Below are 18,109 nucleotides of genomic sequence, written 5' to 3'. Positions count from 1 at the left end.
CTTATTAACAGTTCTATTAAACCGAAATGTATAACAGTGAATGTTAGGTTGTAATTCATGACGAAATTCATAAAACGTTTTTTTAGTAGTGATGCGTCTGGTGGCGTGATTCTCATCATTGCGGCGGCTCTGGCTATGTTAATGGCTAATTTGGGCGCAACCAGCCAGGCTTATCAGTCCTTCCTGTCTCTGCCTGTGGAGTTCCGGTTTGGCTTACTGGAGATCAATAAGAACCTGCTGTTGTGGGTGAATGATTTCCTGATGGCTATCTTCTTCCTGGTCATAGGGCTGGAAGTGAAACGCGAAATGATGGTGGGGTCGTTGGCAAGCCTGCGCCAGTCCTCTTTCCCGGCTATCGCGGCTGTGGGAGGTATGGTAGTGCCTGCACTGGTTTATTTGTTATTTAACGGTGCAGACCCGGTGACCCGTGAAGGCTGGGCGATTCCTGCCGCGACAGATATTGCCTTCGCACTGGGAATTTTGGCGTTACTGGGTAACCGTGTACCGGCATCATTAAAAATATTTTTGATGGCGTTAGCTATCATTGATGATCTGGGTGCCATCATTATTATCGCGCTATTTTATACCAGTGACCTTTCAGTGATGTCGTTACTGGTGGCCGCAGCCGCAGTTGCGGTGTTAGTTGTACTGAACCTGCTCAATGTACGGCGTACCGGGGTTTATATTCTGGTAGGGGCTGTGTTGTGGGGAGCAGTGCTGAAGTCAGGCGTTCATGCTACCCTTGCCGGGGTGATTGTTGGCTTCCTTATCCCATTGAAAGAAAAAGATGGGCACTCGCCAGCTCGTGAACTTGAGCATGTGTTGCACCCGTGGGTGGCCTATTTGATTTTGCCCTTGTTCGCCTTCGCCAACGCAGGTGTGTCGTTAGCGGGCGTCGATGTGAACGGTATGTTCTCTGTTCTGCCTCTGGGCATTATTGCTGGCTTGTTTATTGGTAAACCCGTAGGTATTGCACTGTTTAGTTGGCTGGCAATTAAACTGAAGCTTGCCGCCTTGCCGGAAGGCACTACGGGCAAGGATATTTTGGCCATTGGTGTGCTGTGCGGTATTGGTTTCACCATGTCAATTTTTATCGCGTCACTGGCGTTTGGCGACCTGGATCCGATGCTTATCAATCTTGCTAAGTTGGGGATTCTGGTTGGCTCTGTTATTGCCGCAATCACCGGATATGCCTTGTTACGTGCAAGGAGTGCCGCACGTACCTGATGTATCATTTTTTTAAGTGAGCAATGCCCACTGCCACCAGGAGGTGGCAGTGGTGTAATCATTATCAGGGAGTGACAAAATGTCTCATGTAAACTTTAACCACTTGTATTATTTCTGGCATGTCTACAAGGAAGGATCTGTTGTAGGTGCTGCAGAGGCGCTGTATTTGACGCCTCAAACCATTACCGGGCAAATCAAAGCGCTGGAGGAACGTTTACAAGGAAAGTTATTCAAACGAAAGGGGCGTGGCCTGGAACCCAGTGAACTGGGTGAACTGGTGTTCCGCTATGCGGACCGTATGTTCACGTTAAGCCAGGAGATGCTGGATATCATCAATTATCGCAAAGAGTCACATCTATTGTTTGATGTCGGGGTGGCCGATGCCTTGTCCAAGCGCCTGGTCAGTGGAGTACTGGATGCTGTTGTGGTCGAGGATGAGCAAATTCATTTACGTTGCTTTGAGTCCACCCATGAAATGCTGCTGGAACAACTTGGTCAGCATAAGCTGGATATGATTATTTCTGATTGTCCTATAGATTCGACCCAGCAAGAGGGGTTGTTCTCAGTCAAAATTGGCGAGTGCAGTGTTAGCTTTTGGGGGCAACATCCGTTGCCACACCAGGCTTTTCCTGCCTGCCTGGAGGAGCGTAAGCTGTTAATACCCGGGCGACGCTCTATGCTGGGACGGCAAATCCTTAACTGGATTAATTCGCAGGGGCTGAAGGTGGAAATTCTGGGTGAGTTCGACGATGCGGCGCTAATGAAAGCTTTTGGTGCGGCGCACAACGCGATCTTTGTGGCTCCTACACTGTATGGGCAGGATTTTTATCAGGACGAAAATATTACCGAGATAGGGCGTATCGACAACGTAATGGAAGAGTATCATGCCATTTTTGCTGAACGTATGATTCAGCATCCGGCAGTACAGCGTATCTGCAATCGTGATTACAGCGCCTTGTTTCGCCTGCCCGAAAAAGTGACCTGAGACTTTATGTCAGAGCAATAAAAAAACCGGCTTGCGCCGGTTTTTTTATAAAGCAACAACAAACAATATTAAGCCAGTTTGTTGATCTGCGCAGTCAGGTTAGCTTTATGACGCGCTGCTTTGTTTTTGTGGATCAGACCTTTGCTGGCCTGACGATCCACGATCGGTTGCATTTCGTTAAATGCTTTCTGTGCAGCTTCTTTGTCGCCAGCTGCAATCGCCGCGTATACCTTTTTAATAAAGGTGCGCATCATAGAGCGACGGCTTGCATTGTGCTTGCGGCGCTTCTCAGATTGTACGGCGCGTTTCTTAGCTGATTTGATATTAGCCAAGGTCCAACTCCCAAATATAATCTATGTGGACGATTCAAAGGCCGAGGAATATGCCCTCTTAGCCTTCTTTTGTCAATGGATTTGTGCAAATAAGCGCCGTTAATGAAGCGGCACCTGTTACCTGATTGTGGCGCAAGATTCTATCAGTTTGCGTGCTGCGAATATAGTCCTGCAGTGAGAAAATTGTACCCAGTAAGGTGCTTTTTACACAAAAAGAACGGGCTTTAGCCTGAAGGCGGGCAGTTTATCGCTTACCAGCATCAATCGCGGGTTAACCTTAACCGCTGTACAAGGTATAATCCGCCAATTTCCACAGTTTTGAGCCAGTCATGAAGCTGATACGCGGCATACATAATCTCAGTCAGATACCTCGCGGATGTGTGTTAACCATCGGAAATTTCGATGGTGTTCATCGTGGTCACCAGGCTTTACTGCAAGGGTTGTGTGCGGAAGGGGCAAAACGTCAACTACCGGTTGTCGTGATGATCTTTGAACCGCAGCCGCTTGAGTTATTTGCCGGTGAAAGTGCGCCTGCGCGGTTAACGCGTTTGCGTGAAAAGTTACGCTATCTGGCTGACAGTGCAGTGGATTATGTCCTGTGTGTCCGCTTTGACAGGCGTTTTGCCGCACTGACAGCGCAGCAATTTATTGCTGATTTGCTGGTTGACCGGCTCGGTGTCAAATTACTGGCGGTAGGGGATGATTTCCGCTTTGGTGCTGGTCGCCAGGGTGATTTCCTGTTATTACAGCAGGCAGGTAAAGAGTATGGGTTCGATGTCACCAGTGCACAAACCTATTGCCATGACGGGTTACGCATCAGCAGCACTTCTGTGCGCCAGGCCTTAAAAGAAGATGACCTTGCCCAGGCAGAAAAACTGCTGGGACATCCCTTTGTTATTTCCGGCCGTGTTGTGCATGGTGATGAATTGGGCAGAACGATTGGTTTTCCCACGGCTAATTTACCATTGCGCCGCCAGGTCTCACCGGTTAAAGGTGTGTTTGCTGTAGAAGTTAACGGGTTAGGAAACTCTCCTGTCCCTGGTGTGGCGAACATTGGCACACGCCCCACGGTTTCAGGGGTGCGCCAGCAGTTGGAAGTGCACCTGCTGGATACCAATATGAATTTGTACGGGCGCCATATTGATGTTGTGTTACGTCATAAAATTCGCAATGAACAGCGATTTGCATCACTTGACGCACTGAAAACGCAAATCGCAAAAGATGAAAGTACGGCCCGGGTATTGTTAGGGCTGAATGTTGAATAACAGGGGCGCGTATGACAGACGCGAGGCCCCGGTGGCGGTGAGTTTCTGAGCACCGGCGTAATCCCAGAGCGGGTTATTAATCAAACCGAAGACGGAATAGAAAATCTAATGAGTGACTATAAATCTACCCTGAATTTGCCGGAAACAGGGTTCCCGATGCGCGGTGATCTTGCAAAACGCGAACCGGGCATGCTGGCGCGTTGGACTGATGACGGTCTGTATGGTCTCATCCGTAATGCGAAAAAAGGCAAAAAAACGTTCATTTTGCATGATGGCCCTCCATATGCGAACGGTAGCATTCATATTGGTCACGCTGTAAACAAGATTCTCAAAGATATTATTGTTAAATCCAAAGGGTTATCTGGTTATGATTCCCCTTATGTACCGGGCTGGGACTGCCACGGTTTGCCTATCGAACTGAAAGTTGAACAACTGGTTGGCAAACCGGGCGAAAAAGTGTCTGCTGGCGAGTTTCGTGCTGAGTGCCGCAAGTATGCCACTGAGCAGGTTAACGGCCAGCGTGAAGACTTTATTCGTCTGGGGGTGCTGGGTGACTGGCAACACCCGTACCTGACGATGAATTATGACACTGAAGCCAATATTATTCGGGCCCTGGGTAAAATCATTGGCAACGGTCATTTGCTTAAAGGGGCCAAGCCGGTTCACTGGTGTGTGGATTGCCGCTCAGCCCTGGCTGAAGCCGAAGTCGAGTATTACGACAAAACTTCGCCATCCATTGATGTTGCGTTTAACGCCGTCGATACCGATGCCGTTAAAGCGGCTTTCTCTGTCGCGCAAGTGACAGGCCCTGCCGCTCTGGTTATCTGGACCACCACCCCGTGGACTTTACCTGCTAACCGGGCAATTTCCCTGCACCCTGAATTTGAGTATGCACTGGTGCAAACTGAAGACCGGGCTATGATTCTGGCAACCGAGCTGGTTGAAAGTGTCATGAAACGTGCTGGCATTACTGAATGGCGCGTGTTGGGCACCGCAAAAGGCGCAGCACTGGAACTGTTGCGTTTTACGCATCCTTTCATGGGCTTTGATGTTCCCGCCATCATGGGTGAACACGTCACTCTGGATGCGGGTACCGGTGCCGTTCACACCGCGGGCGGGCATGGCCCTGATGACTATGTCATCAGCCAGAAATATGGTCTGGAAATCGCCAACCCGGTTGGGCCGGATGGCTGCTATCTGCCGGGTACTTACCCTGGTCTGGATGGCGTGCAGGTATTCAAGGCCAATGACCTGGTGGTTAATCTGCTGCGTGATAAAGGCGCATTGCTGCATGTTGAGAAGATGCTGCATAGTTACCCGCATTGCTGGCGCCATAAGACACCCATTATTTTCCGTGCAACACCGCAGTGGTTTATCAGCATGGATAAACAAGGGCTGCGTATTAAATCCCTGAAAGAAATCGACCGTATTGAGCAGGAAGGGCTGGAAAAAGAGCACCTGAGCGGTTGGGTTCCGGCATGGGGTAAAGCACGTATTGAATCAATGGTTGCGAACCGCCCGGACTGGTGTATTTCCCGCCAGCGTACCTGGGGCGTACCGATGGCTTTATTCGTACATAAACACACAGAAGAGCTGCACCCACGCACTGAAGAGCTGATTGAAGCAGTTGCGCAGCGTGTTGAAAAAGGTGGTATTCAGGCCTGGTGGGATTTAGACCCGCGCGACATCATGGGTGATGAAGCCGATGACTATGTCAAAGTGCCGGATACCCTGGATGTGTGGTTCGATTCTGGATCAACCAGTTATTCCGTGGTTGATGCCCGTCCTGAGTTTGGGGGGCACAGTGCTGATATGTACCTGGAAGGCTCTGACCAGCATCGTGGCTGGTTTATGTCTTCCATGATGATTGGTGTGGCAATGAAGGGCAAAGCACCCTATCGCCAGGTGTTAACCCACGGGTTCACCGTTGATGGGCAAGGGCGCAAAATGTCCAAATCTATCGGTAACACCGTCAGCCCGCAGGACGTCATGAATAAACTGGGTGCAGACATTCTGCGTCTCTGGGTGGCTTCTACAGATTACACCGGCGAGATGGCGGTTTCTGATGAGATCCTCAAACGTGCCGCGGACGCATATCGCCGTATTCGTAACACTGCTCGCTTTTTGTTGGCAAACCTGAACGGGTTTGATCCGGCTAAAGATATGGTTCAGCCTGAAGATATGGTGGTGCTGGATCGTTGGGCGGTAGGTTGTGCCCAGGCGGCACAGGCTGACATCATCGCAGCATATGAATCCTATGACTTCCATGAAGTGGTACAACGCCTGATGCGTTTCTGCTCCATTGAGATGGGGTCTTTCTACCTGGATATTATTAAGGACCGTCAGTACACGGCTAAGCCCGACAGCGTGGCGCGTCGTAGCTGCCAGACTGCGCTTTACCATATTGCTCAGGCTCTGGTGCGCTGGATGGCACCAATCCTCTCTTTCACCGCAGATGAGGTCTGGGGCTATTTGCCAGGTGAACACGAGAAATATGTGTTTACTGGTGAGTGGTATCAGGGGCTGTTTGGGCTTGCTGAAAATGAGCCGATGAATGATGCCTTCTGGGATACATTGCTGAAAGTTCGTGGTGAAGTGAACAAGGTGATTGAGCAGGCGCGTGCGGAAAAACGTGTTGGTGGTTCTCTGGAAGCCGCTGTCACGCTGTACTCTGACAGCGAACTGGCAGGCAAACTGACAAGTCTGGGCGATGAATTACGATTCGTCCTGTTGACCTCAGGTGCCCAGGTTGCCGATTATGCAGCAGCAACAGAAGATGCTCAGCAGAGTGAACTGCTTAAAGGGCTGAAAGTTGCGCTCCACAAAGCTGATGGTGATAAGTGCCCGCGTTGCTGGCATTACACGTCGGATGTGGGCAAGGTGGCGGAACACGCAGAACTCTGCGGCCGCTGTGTCAGCAACGTCGCCGGCGACGGCGAGCAACGTAAGTTTGCCTGATGAGTAAACCAGTATGTTCAACAGGTCTGCGCTGGCTTTGGCTGGCGTTCCTGCTTTTAGTTGTGGATCTGGGGTTTAAACAGTGGATCATGGATAACTTCCAGTTGTTTGAAACGCGCCCGTTGATCCCTTTCTTAAACCTGCATTATGCACATAATCCTGGAGCGGCATTCAGCTTCCTGGCGGATAAAGGCGGTTGGCAACGTTGGTTTTTTGCCGGTATTGCTATTGGCATTTGTGTGGTTCTGGCGGTACTTATGTATCGTGCTAAAGCCTCACAGAAACTGACTAACATTGCCTATGCATTAATTATTGGCGGGGCGCTGGGTAATTTGTTCGATCGTGTCTGGCACGGGTTTGTGGTGGACATGATCGACTTCTATGTTGGCGACTGGCATTTTGCCACCTTCAACATTGCGGATGCCGGTATTTGCATTGGTGCCGCGCTCATAGTACTGGAAGGTTTCTTCGTACAAGGGAAAAACGCGAATCAGAAGGAGAGCTCATGACTGATGTTGTTCAACATGACAGTGCTGTTCTGGTGCATTTTACACTGACACTGGAAGATGGCTCCCTGGCTGAGTCAACCAAAGACGGCGGTAAACCTGCGTTATTCCGTTTGGGTGACGGATCCTTATCTGCTGCACTGGAAGAACAACTTCTCGGGCTGTCTGTTGGGGATAACAAAGCCTTTTCTCTGGCACCAGAAGCCGGGTTTGGCCCGGCTAATCCTGACTTGATCCAATATTTTTCCCGTCGGGAATTTGTTGATGCTGGAGAGCCGGAGGTTGGGATGATTATCGCCTTTACTGGTATGGACGGAAATGAAATGCCGGGCATCATTCGTGAAGTGAATGGAGACTCCGTGACGGTGGATTTCAATCATCCTCTGGCTGGTCAAACCGTTAATTTTACGATTGATGTATTAGCGATTAATCCTCAACAGGAGGCTATGAATGCGGATTCTGTTGGCTAATCCTCGTGGTTTTTGTGCCGGGGTTGACCGTGCGATCAGCATTGTTGAAAACGCGCTGGAAATCTATGGCGCGCCAATCTACGTGCGCCACGAAGTGGTGCACAACCGCTATGTGGTTGACAGCCTGCGTGAGCGCGGTGCTGTGTTTATCGAGCAAATCAGTGAAGTGCCCGATGGTTCAATTTTGATATTTTCCGCTCATGGTGTTTCTCAGGCGGTCAGAAATGAAGCTAAAAACCGCGAGCTGACAGTATTTGATGCAACCTGCCCGTTAGTCACTAAAGTGCATATGGAAGTAGCACGGGCAAGCCGTCGTGGGGAAGAAGCGATTCTAATCGGCCATGCCGGGCATCCGGAAGTTGAAGGGACAATGGGCCAGTACAGTAATCCGCAAGGTGGTATGTATTTGGTTGAGTCTCCTGAAGACGTTATGGCGCTGGAAGTAAAAGCTCCGGGCCGGCTCTCCTTTATGACGCAAACGACGTTATCTGTCGATGATACGTCGGATGTGATTGACGCACTGCGTATCCGGTTCCCGGAAATTGTTGGTCCGCGCAAAGACGATATTTGTTACGCCACGACCAACCGGCAGGAGGCTGTTCGCTCACTCGCACTGGAAGCTGATGTCGTTCTGGTTGTCGGGTCAAAAAACTCGTCAAACTCTAACCGCCTTGCTGAGCTGGCGCGGCGTATGGGCAAGCAGGCCTACCTGATTGATGACGCCGGAGATATCCAGGAAGCCTGGGTGAAAGGGATGTCCTGTGTTGGGGTGACTGCCGGTGCTTCAGCGCCAGATATTCTGGTACAAAATGTTCTTCAACGTCTGAAAGCGTTGGGTGGGGAAGCGGCTGTTGAACTAACAGGCCGCGAAGAAAATATTGTTTTTGAAGTCCCCAAAGAATTGCGGCTGGATGTGCGTGAAGTGAAATAACGCTGCGGTTGCCAGGATTTGCAGAATGCCAGATGATGTTAACCATCTGGCATTTTTTATACACCCTGCAAAGGAGCTGGTATGCAAACTATTCCGGTTATTCTGGATACAGACCCGGGAATTGACGACGCGGTCGCACTGGCTGCTGCTATCTTTAGCCCGCATATTGACCTCAAACTTATTACAACGGTGGCAGGCAATGTTGGTGTGACGCAAACCACTCGTAATGCCCTGCAACTCCTGGAGTTCTGGAGTGAAGACATTCCCGTTGCCCAGGGAGCCCGTCGCCCATTATGCCGTCCACAGGCTGATGCTGCCCATATTCATGGGGAAAGCGGCATGGATGGTTATGCCTTTGCGCCTCCCCGACAGTCCCCTTTAATTCGTCCGGCTTTTATGGCGATGGCTGAATGCCTTCAGGAAAGCTCGCGGCCAGTCACTCTGGTGACCATTGGGCCACTGACCAATGTTGCGCTACTGCTGGCGCATTATCCCGACTGTAAAACCAATATTTCACGTATTGTCATGATGGGTGGCTCAGCAGGGCGCGGCAACTTTACTCCTAATGCTGAGTTCAATATTGCTATCGACCCGGAAGCTGCTGCTCAGGTGATGGAAAGCGGTATTGAAATTGTGATGTGTGGTCTGGATGTCACTAATCGTGCGGTGCTCACGCCGGACTATATGGCACGGCTTAAAACACAAAGTAAGACTGGGAAAATGCTGCACTCACTGTTCAGCCATTACCGCAGCGGCAGCCTTGCTACCGGGTTAAGGATGCATGATTTGTGTGCTATTGCCTGGCTTGTTCATCCTGAGCTTTTTCAACTGGTCGATTGTTATGTCGGTGTGGAAACACAGGGGACGCTCACTGCCGGGGCAACAGTGGTTGATTTGGAAAACCGCTTTAACCGGCCAGCCAATGTACGGGTTGCAATGGACATTGATGTGGATGGGTTCCGGCACTGGGTTGAAGAAACACTGGCTCTGGCACCTTAATGAACAGGCCTGAATACAGATAATCCTTAGCCACTTATTCTGTGTGGACATAATGGCTTTTACTGATATTCCGGCGCGTTTGTCATAAATTTCTAATTATAGGTGTTTTCGGCTGGCAGCCTGCAGGCAGTCTGGTTAACCTGAGAACGTTTTTATGCATTTCAACAAGAGCCTCAATATGGAAGAAGTACAAATTCGCGTCGCAATCGTAGGCGCCGGTGGCCGTATGGGCCGCCAGTTAATCCAGGCGGTTCAGCAAATAAGCGGTGTGGTGCTGGGCGCGGCTCTGGAGCGCAGTGGGTCTTCCCTTGTGGGTAGTGATGCGGGGGAAGTTGCGGGTGTCGGGCATTCCGGTATCACTGTTCAGGACTCGCTGGACAGTATTGCAAATGACTTTGACGTGCTGATCGATTTTACCCGTCCGGAAGGCACGCTGGCACATTTGGCATTTTGCCGTGATCACGGCAAAGGCATGGTGATAGGCACCACAGGCTTTGATGATGCAGGGAAACAGGCCATTAAAGACGCCAGTGCGTCTGTTCCTGTTGTTTTTGCAGCCAATTTCAGTATTGGTGTGAATGTGATGCTGAAATTGCTGGAAAAGGCCGCAACAGTAATGGGGGATTACACCGACATTGAGATTGTTGAAGCCCACCACCGTCATAAAGTTGATGCCCCTTCCGGTACCGCACTGGCAATGGGTGAGTCAATTGCCAGTGCTTTGGGTAAAGACCTGAAAGATTGTGCAGTGTACAGCCGGGAAGGCTATACCGGTGAACGTGTTGCAGGAACTATTGGTTTTGCCACAGTGCGGGCAGGGGATATCGTTGGGGAACATACTGCGATGTTTGCTGATATCGGTGAACGCCTTGAAGTTACCCATAAAGCGTCCAGCCGCATGACATTTGCTAATGGCGCTGTTCGTGCTTCATTATGGCTAAAAGGCAAGAAAAATGGCCTTTATGATATGCGGGATGTGCTTAATTTAAATGATTTATAGTTTTATTACCCAATCGTGATGTGGTTATTGCAATCTTAACTTTTTGATTGGCAGGGCAATATTTTTGTTGCCCTTTTTATTTTTGTTTTTTTTGGTTGTTTATTTATTTTTATTGATGTAGTGGATTAAACTTTAACTTTTCATCCCTTTTTTCTCTTCCTGCTGATAATTTTGACCATGTGGTCCACTTTTTCATGGTGCGCTTTCATTTTTTACAGTTAAATCTGAAAATTTTGGTTTTTTACGTCAGCTTTATTACTTGTTTTGAGCTGAATGTGGGTCTTATTGTTCAGATTGGCTAAAATGAAAAGAAAAACACCCCTCTCGCTGGACTTTTGACAATGTTGTCTTTAGAATGCCGCCGTTTGCCAAAAATTCGCCAGACAGGCGTTTTTGCGTTGATTCATACGCTATTTATGAATTAATATGCAAATATACTGATTTTTTATTCCCTGGAGGACGTTTTGATTAAGTCAGCGCTGTTGGTTCTGGAAGACGGAACCCAATTCCACGGTCGGGCCATTGGGGCTACAGGACAGGCCGTTGGGGAAGTCGTTTTCAATACTTCAATGACCGGTTATCAAGAAATCCTCACTGATCCTTCCTACTCTCGCCAAATTGTCACTCTTACTTATCCTCATATTGGTAACGTTGGTACTAACGAAGCCGACGAAGAGTCATCACAAGTACACGCGCAAGGGTTAGTGATTCGCGACCTGCCATTAATTGCCAGCAACTTCCGGGATACAGAAGACCTGTCGTCTTATCTGAAGCGTCACAACATTGTCGCGATTGCTGATATCGACACGCGTAAACTGACGCGTTTGTTACGTGAGAAAGGCGCGCAGAACGGCTGCATCATTACGGGTGACAACCCTGATGCGGCACTGGCGCTCGAGAAAGCGAAAGCGTTCCCGGGCCTGAGTGGTATGGATCTGGCAAAAGAAGTCACAGCTAAAGAAGCCTGGAACTGGACGCAAGGCTCCTGGTCTTTGGCTAATGGCCTGCCTGAAGCGGCACAAGACAGTGAATTGCCCTTCCATGTTGTTGCATACGATTTCGGTGTAAAACGCAATATTCTGCGCATGTTAGTTGACCGTGGTTGCCGCATTACAGTTGTACCGGCTCAAACTTCGGCAGATGACGTACTGAAACTGAATCCGGATGGTATTTTCCTGTCCAATGGCCCGGGTGACCCGGCACCTTGTGATTACGCTATTCGCGCCATTGAGCAATTCCTGACTACCGATATTCCGGTCTTTGGTATCTGCCTGGGGCACCAGTTACTGGCTCTGGCAAGCGGCGCTAAAACCGTAAAAATGAAATTCGGGCACCATGGCGGTAACCACCCGGTAAAAGATATCGAACATGACAGAGTGATGATTACCGCTCAGAACCATGGCTTCGCTGTTGACGAGGCGAGCCTGCCAGGTCATTTACGTGTCACTCACAAATCTTTATTCGATGGCACGCTTCAGGGGATTCACCGCACAGATAAACCGGCTTTCAGCTTCCAGGGGCACCCTGAAGCCAGCCCGGGGCCTCACGATGCGGCACCGCTGTTTGACCACTTTATCGATTTGATTAAGCAATACCGTTCAGAAGCGAAATAATCAGGAGCCTGAAACCATGCCAAAACGTACAGATATTAAAAGCATCCTGATTCTTGGCGCTGGTCCGATTGTGATTGGCCAGGCTTGCGAATTCGATTATTCCGGCGCGCAGGCGTGTAAAGCGCTGCGCGAAGAAGGCTACCGGGTGGTTCTGGTTAACTCAAACCCGGCGACTATCATGACCGACCCGGATATGGCCGATGCAACATACATTGAGCCTATTCACTGGGAAGTGGTTCGCAAAATTATTGAAAAAGAGCGTCCGGATGCCGTATTGCCGACCATGGGCGGGCAGACTGCACTGAACTGTGCTCTGGAACTGGAACGCCAGGGCGTGCTGGAAGAGTTTGGTGTCACCATGATTGGTGCAACCGCCGATGCCATTGATAAAGCGGAAGACCGCCAGCGCTTTGATAAAGCGATGAAGAAAATTGGCCTGGAAACTGCGCGTTCTGGTATTGCTCATACCATGGAAGAAGCACTGGCTGTCGCTGCGGATGTGGGTTACCCCTGCATTATTCGACCTTCTTTTACCATGGGTGGCACTGGTGGCGGTATCGCTTATAACCGCGAAGAGTTTGAAGAGATTTGCCAGCGTGGTCTGGACCTTTCCCCAACCCGTGAACTGCTGATTGATGAATCACTGATTGGCTGGAAAGAGTATGAAATGGAAGTGGTGCGAGACAAAAATGATAACTGCATTATTGTCTGCTCAATCGAAAACTTCGATGCCATGGGGATTCATACCGGGGATTCCATTACCGTTGCTCCGGCTCAAACGCTGACGGATAAAGAATACCAAATCATGCGTAACGCTTCGATGGCGGTGCTGCGTGAGATTGGTGTTGAAACTGGCGGTTCCAACGTGCAGTTTTCCGTAAACCCAAAAAACGGGCGTCTGATTGTTATTGAAATGAACCCGCGTGTTTCCCGCTCTTCAGCGCTGGCTTCTAAAGCGACCGGTTTCCCGATTGCCAAAGTGGCTGCCAAACTGGCTGTGGGTTACACCCTGGATGAGTTGATGAATGATATCACTGGAGGTCGCACGCCAGCTTCCTTTGAGCCATCCATCGACTATGTCGTCACTAAAATTCCTCGCTTTAACTTCGAAAAATTCGCAGGCGCGAATGACCGCCTGACCACACAAATGAAGTCCGTGGGTGAAGTGATGGCAATTGGCCGCACACAACAGGAATCACTGCAAAAAGCACTGCGTGGACTGGAAGTGGGCGCGACAGGCTTTGATCCCAAAGTTAGCCTCGACGACCCCGAAGCACTGACTAAAATTCGCCGTGAACTGAAAGATGCCGGGGCAGATCGTATTTGGTATATCGCGGATGCTTTCCGTGCGGGTTTGTCTGTTGATGGTGTCTTCAACCTGACTAACATTGACCGCTGGTTCCTGGTGCAAATTGAAGAGCTGGTGCGACTGGAAGAACAGGTTGCGGATGTGGGCATCAATGGCCTGGATGCAGATTTCCTGCACCAGTTAAAACGTAACGGCTTTGCTGATGCACGCCTGGCGAAACTGGCTGGTGTGCGCGAAGGCGAAATTCGTAAGCTGCGTGAGCAATACGGCTTACATCCGGTGTACAAACGTGTTGATACCTGTGCGGCAGAGTTTGCCACCGATACGGCGTATATGTACTCAACCTACGATGAAGAGTGTGAGTCTAACCCGCATCAGGATCGCGATAAAATCATGGTACTGGGCGGTGGGCCAAACCGTATCGGCCAGGGGATTGAGTTCGACTACTGCTGTGTGCATGCATCACTTGCGCTGCGCGAAGATGGTTATGAAACCATTATGGTGAACTGTAACCCGGAAACAGTATCAACCGATTATGACACCTCAGACCGTCTCTACTTTGAACCAGTTACTTTGGAAGATGTTCTGGAAATCGTGCGTATCGAAAAACCGAAAGGTGTCATTGTTCAGTATGGCGGCCAGACTCCGTTGAAACTGGCTCGTGACCTTGAGGCTGCGGGTGTACCTGTGATTGGTACCAGCCCGGATGCGATTGACCGTGCAGAAGACCGTGAGCGTTTCCAGCATGCCGTTGAGCGCCTGAAACTGAAACAGCCAGCAAATGCGACAGTAACCGCCATTGAGCAGGCTGTGGAAAAAGCCGTACAGATTGGCTACCCGTTGGTTGTACGTCCGTCTTATGTACTCGGTGGCCGTGCAATGGAAATCGTCTACGACGAGACAGACTTGCGCCGTTACTTTGCTACAGCAGTGAGTGTCTCTAATGATGCACCAGTGTTGCTTGACCACTTCCTGGATGACGCTGTCGAGGTGGATGTTGACGCTATCTGTGACGGTGAAACGGTATTAATCGGCGGTATCATGGAACATATCGAACAGGCCGGGGTTCATTCTGGTGACTCTGCCTGCTCGCTGCCTGCTTACACTCTGAGTAAAGAAATTCAGGATGTAATGCGCCAGCAGGTCCAAAAACTGGCTTTCGAATTGCAGGTTCGCGGCCTGATGAACGTCCAGTTCGCAGTCAAAGATAACGAAGTTTACCTGATTGAAGTGAACCCTCGGGCAGCGCGAACAGTACCGTTTGTCTCGAAAGCGACGGGTGTTTCACTGGCGAAAGTCGCCGCGCGCGTGATGACCGGTAAATCACTGGTTGAGCAGGGTTATACCAAAGAAGTGATTCCACCTTACTACTCCGTTAAAGAAGTGGTTCTGCCGTTCAACAAATTCCCGGGTGTTGACCCGCTGTTGGGGCCAGAAATGCGTTCTACCGGTGAAGTTATGGGGGTTGGGCGCACGTTTGCTGAAGCCTTTGCTAAAGCACAACTGGGCAGTAACTCCAATATGCAGAAGTCTGGGCGGGCACTGCTTTCTGTGCGCGAAGGCGATAAAGAACGTGTGGTTGACCTGGCGGCCAAATTGCAGAAACAGGGCTTTGAACTGGATGCAACACACGGTACTGCCATTGTGTTGGGTGAGGCGGGAATAAACCCGCGTCTGGTGAATAAGGTGCATGAAGGTCGTCCGCATATTCAGGACCGCATCAAGAATGGCGAATATACCTACATCATTAACACCACTGCGGGGCGTCAGGCTATTGAAGACTCCAAACTCATTCGTCGCAGCGCACTGCAATATAAAGTGCACTACGACACCACACTGAATGGCGGTTTTGCGACAGCAATGGCCCTCAACGCTGATGCTAAAGAGAAAGTAATTTCTGTGCAGGAAATGCACGCGCAAATTAATAAATAACCCTGGTTTGCCAGCGTAATCCTGAAAGCCCGCTTCTGCGGGCTTTTTTGTCCCATCAATTTATTTGTACCTTATCATCAAGCTCTCTCTGTCTTTATACAGCTGTATTCAGGCTACAATGCTTACTGGTGCCGTTAAGGAATACACAAGCTGAAGCCTATGATTTTGATTATTTATGCACATCCTTATCCCCATATTTCCCATGCGAATAAAGCAATGCTGGCACATGTAGCTGATTTAAAAGGGGTTGAAGTGCGTTCACTCTATGAGCTGTACCCGGATTTCAATATTGATGTCGTAGCGGAGCAACAGGCATTAAGCAGGGCTGACCTTATCATCTGGCAGCACCCTATGCAGTGGTACAGCATGCCTCCTCTGATGAAACTATGGATAGATAAAGTACTGTCTCATGGCTGGGCTTATGGGCGGAATGGGTCTGCTCTGCATGGTAAATCTATGCTCTGGGCGGTGACGACCGGAGGTGGAGAGCACCACTTTAGCCTGGGAGACCATCCGGGGTTTGAGGTTCTGGCGCAACCCGTTCAGGCAACTGCACTCTATTGTGGTTTGTCGTGGCTGGAACCTTATGTCATGCACAGCACGTTTATTTGCGATGATGAAACGCTGTCTCAGCATGCGGAGTTATACCGGCAGCGTTTGCTGGCCTGGCAGGAGTCATTCAATGGATAGTCATAACCTGATACAAGTCCTGATTTTTCTTGGGGCGGCGGCGTTTATCGTGCCTCTGGCTGTGCGCCTGGGGCTTGGCTCTGTGCTGGGTTATCTGATTGCCGGTTGCCTTATCGGCCCCTGGGGATTACGCCTGGTCACTGATGCACACACCATTATTGCTTTTGCAGAAATAGGGGTGGTGCTGATGCTGTTTGTGATTGGTCTGGAGTTGGATCCCCGCCGGCTGTGGACCTTACGAACCCCGGTGTTTGGTGGCGGGGCATTGCAAATGCTGGCTTGTGGGTTGTGCCTTGCGGCGTTTTGTTTCGTACTTGGATTAAGCTGGCAGGTGGCGGTACTGACTGGTCTGACACTGGCATTGTCCTCCACGGCAATTGCCATGCAGGCAATGAATGAACGTAATCTGGCGCTTTCCCCTATGGGGCGGAGTGCATTTGCTGTGCTGCTTTTTCAGGATATTGCCGCTATCCCACTGGTTGCCATGATTCCATTGCTGGCGAACAGTGGCGCATCCACCACACTGGGCGCATTTTTGATTTCAGCGGCTAAGGTGGTTGCCGCTCTTGCACTGGTTGTTGTGTTAGGGCGTTACGTTACACGGCCATTACTACGTTTTGTAGCCCGATCAGGCTTGCGGGAAGTCTTCAGTGCCATGGCATTATTTCTGGTCTTTGGGTTTGGTGTGTTACTTGAAGAAGCCGGTCTTTCGATGGCAATGGGCGCATTTCTTGCCGGGGTTTTACTTGCCAGTTCGGAATACCGCCATGCGCTGGAAAGTGATATCGAGCCTTTTAAGGGGTTATTGCTGGGGCTATTTTTTATTGGCGTTGGGATGTCGGTAGATTTCGGTACTCTGGCACATTATCCCCTGCGCATCTTACTTTTGCTGGTGGGCTTTTTACTGATAAAGGCGCTGGTATTGTGGCTGGTTGCCCGTCCACTGCAGGTTCCTCGTCGGCAATGGCGCTGGTTCGCGGTGTTGCTGGGGCAGGGGAGTGAGTTTGCATTTGTGGTATTTTCTGCCGCACAAAGTGCCCGGGTGCTTGATGAAAGTTGGGCGCGTTCATTAACACTCGCTGTCGCGTTATCTATGGCTGCAACACCTTTGTTGCTGGTCTTGCTGAACCGGCTGGAATGTGCTGAAACCGGTAGTGAGCAGGAAGCTGATGTAATTGATGATCAGCATCCCAGTGTCATTATTGCCGGGTTTGGGCGTTTTGGGCAAATCGCCGGACGTTTATTGCTGGCAAGTGGTGTGCCGGTAGTGGTTCTCGACCATGACCCCGACCATATTGAGATTTTGCGTAAGTTTGGCACACAGGTATTTTATGGTGATGCCACGCGGGAAGATTTATTACGCTCTGCGGGTGCTGAAAAAGCATCGGTACTGATTAATGCTATTGATGACCCGGATGTCAGCCTGCAATTGACAGGAATGGTCCATGAACACTTTCCTGATTTGCATATTATTGCCAGAGCGCGTGACCTGGAGCATTACATTCACTTGCGTCAGAATGGTGTACAGGCCGAACGTGAAACATTTGAAAGTGCCATTCTGGTTGGCCGCCATGCGCTTGAAGCGCTGGGAGTCGGCCGTTATGAAGCCCGGGAACGAGCAGATCATTTCCGGCGTTTTAATAACCGAATGGTGGAAGAAATGGTATCAGCGAGTGATGACATGCAGGCAAGGGTCGCGGCACAGCGGCGAGCCAGTGCTATGTTGAGTGACAGTATTGAGCAAGATCGCAATCAACTGGATTTGATGCAGCGGCACGGCTGGCAGGGAACAGATCAGGGTAAGCATGGCAGCAACTTGCAGGGCACCCCGGATAAGCTCAGCGAGAAATAACAGGGTAACAGGCATTCCCCTTAGTGGCACAGAGGGGAAT

14 protein-coding genes are annotated in these 18,109 nt (G+C 50.2%); 13 read left to right on the top strand and 1 reads right to left on the bottom strand.

Going from position 1 to position 18,109, the window contains the following annotated elements:
• The first annotated feature begins 57 nt into the window (after positions 1-57).
• The gene (nhaA, locus tag MPHASIOC01_RS22940) at positions 58-1,227 is read left to right on the top strand and encodes a Na+/H+ antiporter NhaA (RefSeq protein ID WP_064598716.1); all 1,170 of its coding nucleotides are present in this window, start codon (positions 58-60) and stop codon (positions 1,225-1,227) included.
• Between the two features lie 79 nt (positions 1,228-1,306).
• Entirely contained in the window at positions 1,307-2,212 is a 906-nt protein-coding gene (nhaR, locus tag MPHASIOC01_RS22935; RefSeq protein ID WP_064598718.1) for a transcriptional activator NhaR, read from the top strand.
• A gap of 68 nt (positions 2,213-2,280) precedes the next feature.
• Here nhaR and rpsT read toward each other — a convergent pair whose 3' ends face one another.
• Positions 2,281-2,544, bottom strand: coding sequence for a 30S ribosomal protein S20 (rpsT, locus tag MPHASIOC01_RS22930; protein ID WP_058912180.1), 264 nt, complete (start codon positions 2,542-2,544; stop codon positions 2,281-2,283).
• A 329-nt stretch (positions 2,545-2,873) separates the two neighbouring features.
• On the opposite strand from rpsT, the gene ribF reads away from it, so the two are divergent.
• From ribF to kefC, 11 genes are all read left to right on the top strand, one after another.
• The gene (ribF, locus tag MPHASIOC01_RS22925) at positions 2,874-3,809 is read left to right on the top strand and encodes a bifunctional riboflavin kinase/FAD synthetase (RefSeq protein WP_353613352.1); all 936 of its coding nucleotides are present in this window, start codon (positions 2,874-2,876) and stop codon (positions 3,807-3,809) included.
• 108 nt (positions 3,810-3,917) lie between these two features.
• The gene (gene ileS, locus MPHASIOC01_RS22920; protein WP_064598721.1) at positions 3,918-6,767 is read left to right on the top strand and encodes an isoleucine--tRNA ligase; all 2,850 of its coding nucleotides are present in this window, start codon (positions 3,918-3,920) and stop codon (positions 6,765-6,767) included.
• Entirely contained in the window at positions 6,767-7,276 is a 510-nt protein-coding gene (gene lspA, locus MPHASIOC01_RS22915) for a signal peptidase II (protein WP_353613351.1), read from the top strand. Before ileS ends, lspA begins: the two co-directional genes overlap by 1 nt.
• Positions 7,273-7,743, top strand: a complete 471-nt coding sequence (fkpB, locus tag MPHASIOC01_RS22910) for an FKBP-type peptidyl-prolyl cis-trans isomerase (RefSeq protein WP_353613350.1) — start codon at positions 7,273-7,275, stop codon at positions 7,741-7,743. The genes lspA and fkpB overlap by 4 nt, the downstream gene beginning before the upstream one ends.
• Positions 7,724-8,674, top strand: coding sequence for a 4-hydroxy-3-methylbut-2-enyl diphosphate reductase (gene ispH, locus MPHASIOC01_RS22905; protein ID WP_353613349.1), 951 nt, complete (start codon positions 7,724-7,726; stop codon positions 8,672-8,674). Before fkpB ends, ispH begins: the two co-directional genes overlap by 20 nt.
• Positions 8,675-8,755: 81 nt before the next feature.
• Positions 8,756-9,673, top strand: a complete 918-nt coding sequence (gene rihC, locus MPHASIOC01_RS22900) for a ribonucleoside hydrolase RihC (protein WP_353613348.1) — start codon at positions 8,756-8,758, stop codon at positions 9,671-9,673.
• 178 nt (positions 9,674-9,851) lie between these two features.
• Positions 9,852-10,673 carry a 4-hydroxy-tetrahydrodipicolinate reductase gene (dapB, locus tag MPHASIOC01_RS22895; RefSeq protein ID WP_064599010.1) on the top strand — a complete coding sequence of 274 codons (822 nt, stop codon included), beginning with the start codon at positions 9,852-9,854 and terminating at the stop codon, positions 10,671-10,673.
• Between the two features lie 464 nt (positions 10,674-11,137).
• On the top strand, positions 11,138-12,286 hold the full coding sequence (gene carA, locus MPHASIOC01_RS22890) for a glutamine-hydrolyzing carbamoyl-phosphate synthase small subunit (protein WP_064598733.1): 1,149 nt from the start codon (positions 11,138-11,140) through the stop codon (positions 12,284-12,286).
• A 16-nt stretch (positions 12,287-12,302) separates the two neighbouring features.
• A complete protein-coding gene (carB, locus tag MPHASIOC01_RS22885) occupies positions 12,303-15,527 on the top strand; it encodes a carbamoyl-phosphate synthase large subunit (protein ID WP_353613347.1) in 3,225 nt (1,074 codons plus the stop codon).
• Between the two features lie 159 nt (positions 15,528-15,686).
• Positions 15,687-16,217 (top strand): glutathione-regulated potassium-efflux system oxidoreductase KefF, encoded by a 531-nt coding sequence (gene kefF, locus MPHASIOC01_RS22880; protein ID WP_064598735.1) that lies wholly within the window; start codon positions 15,687-15,689, stop codon positions 16,215-16,217.
• A complete protein-coding gene (kefC, locus tag MPHASIOC01_RS22875; RefSeq protein ID WP_064598736.1) occupies positions 16,210-18,069 on the top strand; it encodes a glutathione-regulated potassium-efflux system protein KefC in 1,860 nt (619 codons plus the stop codon). The genes kefF and kefC overlap by 8 nt, the downstream gene beginning before the upstream one ends.
• Positions 18,070-18,109 lie beyond the last annotated feature (40 nt).

Source organism: Mangrovibacter phragmitis (assembly GCF_040429585.1).
In the GTDB taxonomy this organism is placed as follows: Bacteria; Pseudomonadota; Gammaproteobacteria; order Enterobacterales; family Enterobacteriaceae; genus Mangrovibacter; species Mangrovibacter phragmitis.
This window is presented reverse-complemented; position numbering and strand designations above follow the sequence as displayed.

Coding starts and splice junctions, on each gene's coding strand:
- nhaA (WP_064598716.1), top strand. CDS start 58: ATGACGAAATTCATAAAACGTTTTTTTAGTAGTGATGCGTCTGGTGGC.
- nhaR (WP_064598718.1), top strand. CDS start 1,307: ATGTCTCATGTAAACTTTAACCACTTGTATTATTTCTGGCATGTCTAC.
- ribF (WP_353613352.1), top strand. CDS start 2,874: ATGAAGCTGATACGCGGCATACATAATCTCAGTCAGATACCTCGCGGA.
- ileS (WP_064598721.1), top strand. CDS start 3,918: ATGAGTGACTATAAATCTACCCTGAATTTGCCGGAAACAGGGTTCCCG.
- lspA (WP_353613351.1), top strand. CDS start 6,767: ATGAGTAAACCAGTATGTTCAACAGGTCTGCGCTGGCTTTGGCTGGCG.
- fkpB (WP_353613350.1), top strand. CDS start 7,273: ATGACTGATGTTGTTCAACATGACAGTGCTGTTCTGGTGCATTTTACA.
- ispH (WP_353613349.1), top strand. CDS start 7,724: ATGCGGATTCTGTTGGCTAATCCTCGTGGTTTTTGTGCCGGGGTTGAC.
- rihC (WP_353613348.1), top strand. CDS start 8,756: ATGCAAACTATTCCGGTTATTCTGGATACAGACCCGGGAATTGACGAC.
- dapB (WP_064599010.1), top strand. CDS start 9,852: ATGGAAGAAGTACAAATTCGCGTCGCAATCGTAGGCGCCGGTGGCCGT.
- carB (WP_353613347.1), top strand. CDS start 12,303: ATGCCAAAACGTACAGATATTAAAAGCATCCTGATTCTTGGCGCTGGT.
- kefF (WP_064598735.1), top strand. CDS start 15,687: ATGATTTTGATTATTTATGCACATCCTTATCCCCATATTTCCCATGCG.
- kefC (WP_064598736.1), top strand. CDS start 16,210: ATGGATAGTCATAACCTGATACAAGTCCTGATTTTTCTTGGGGCGGCG.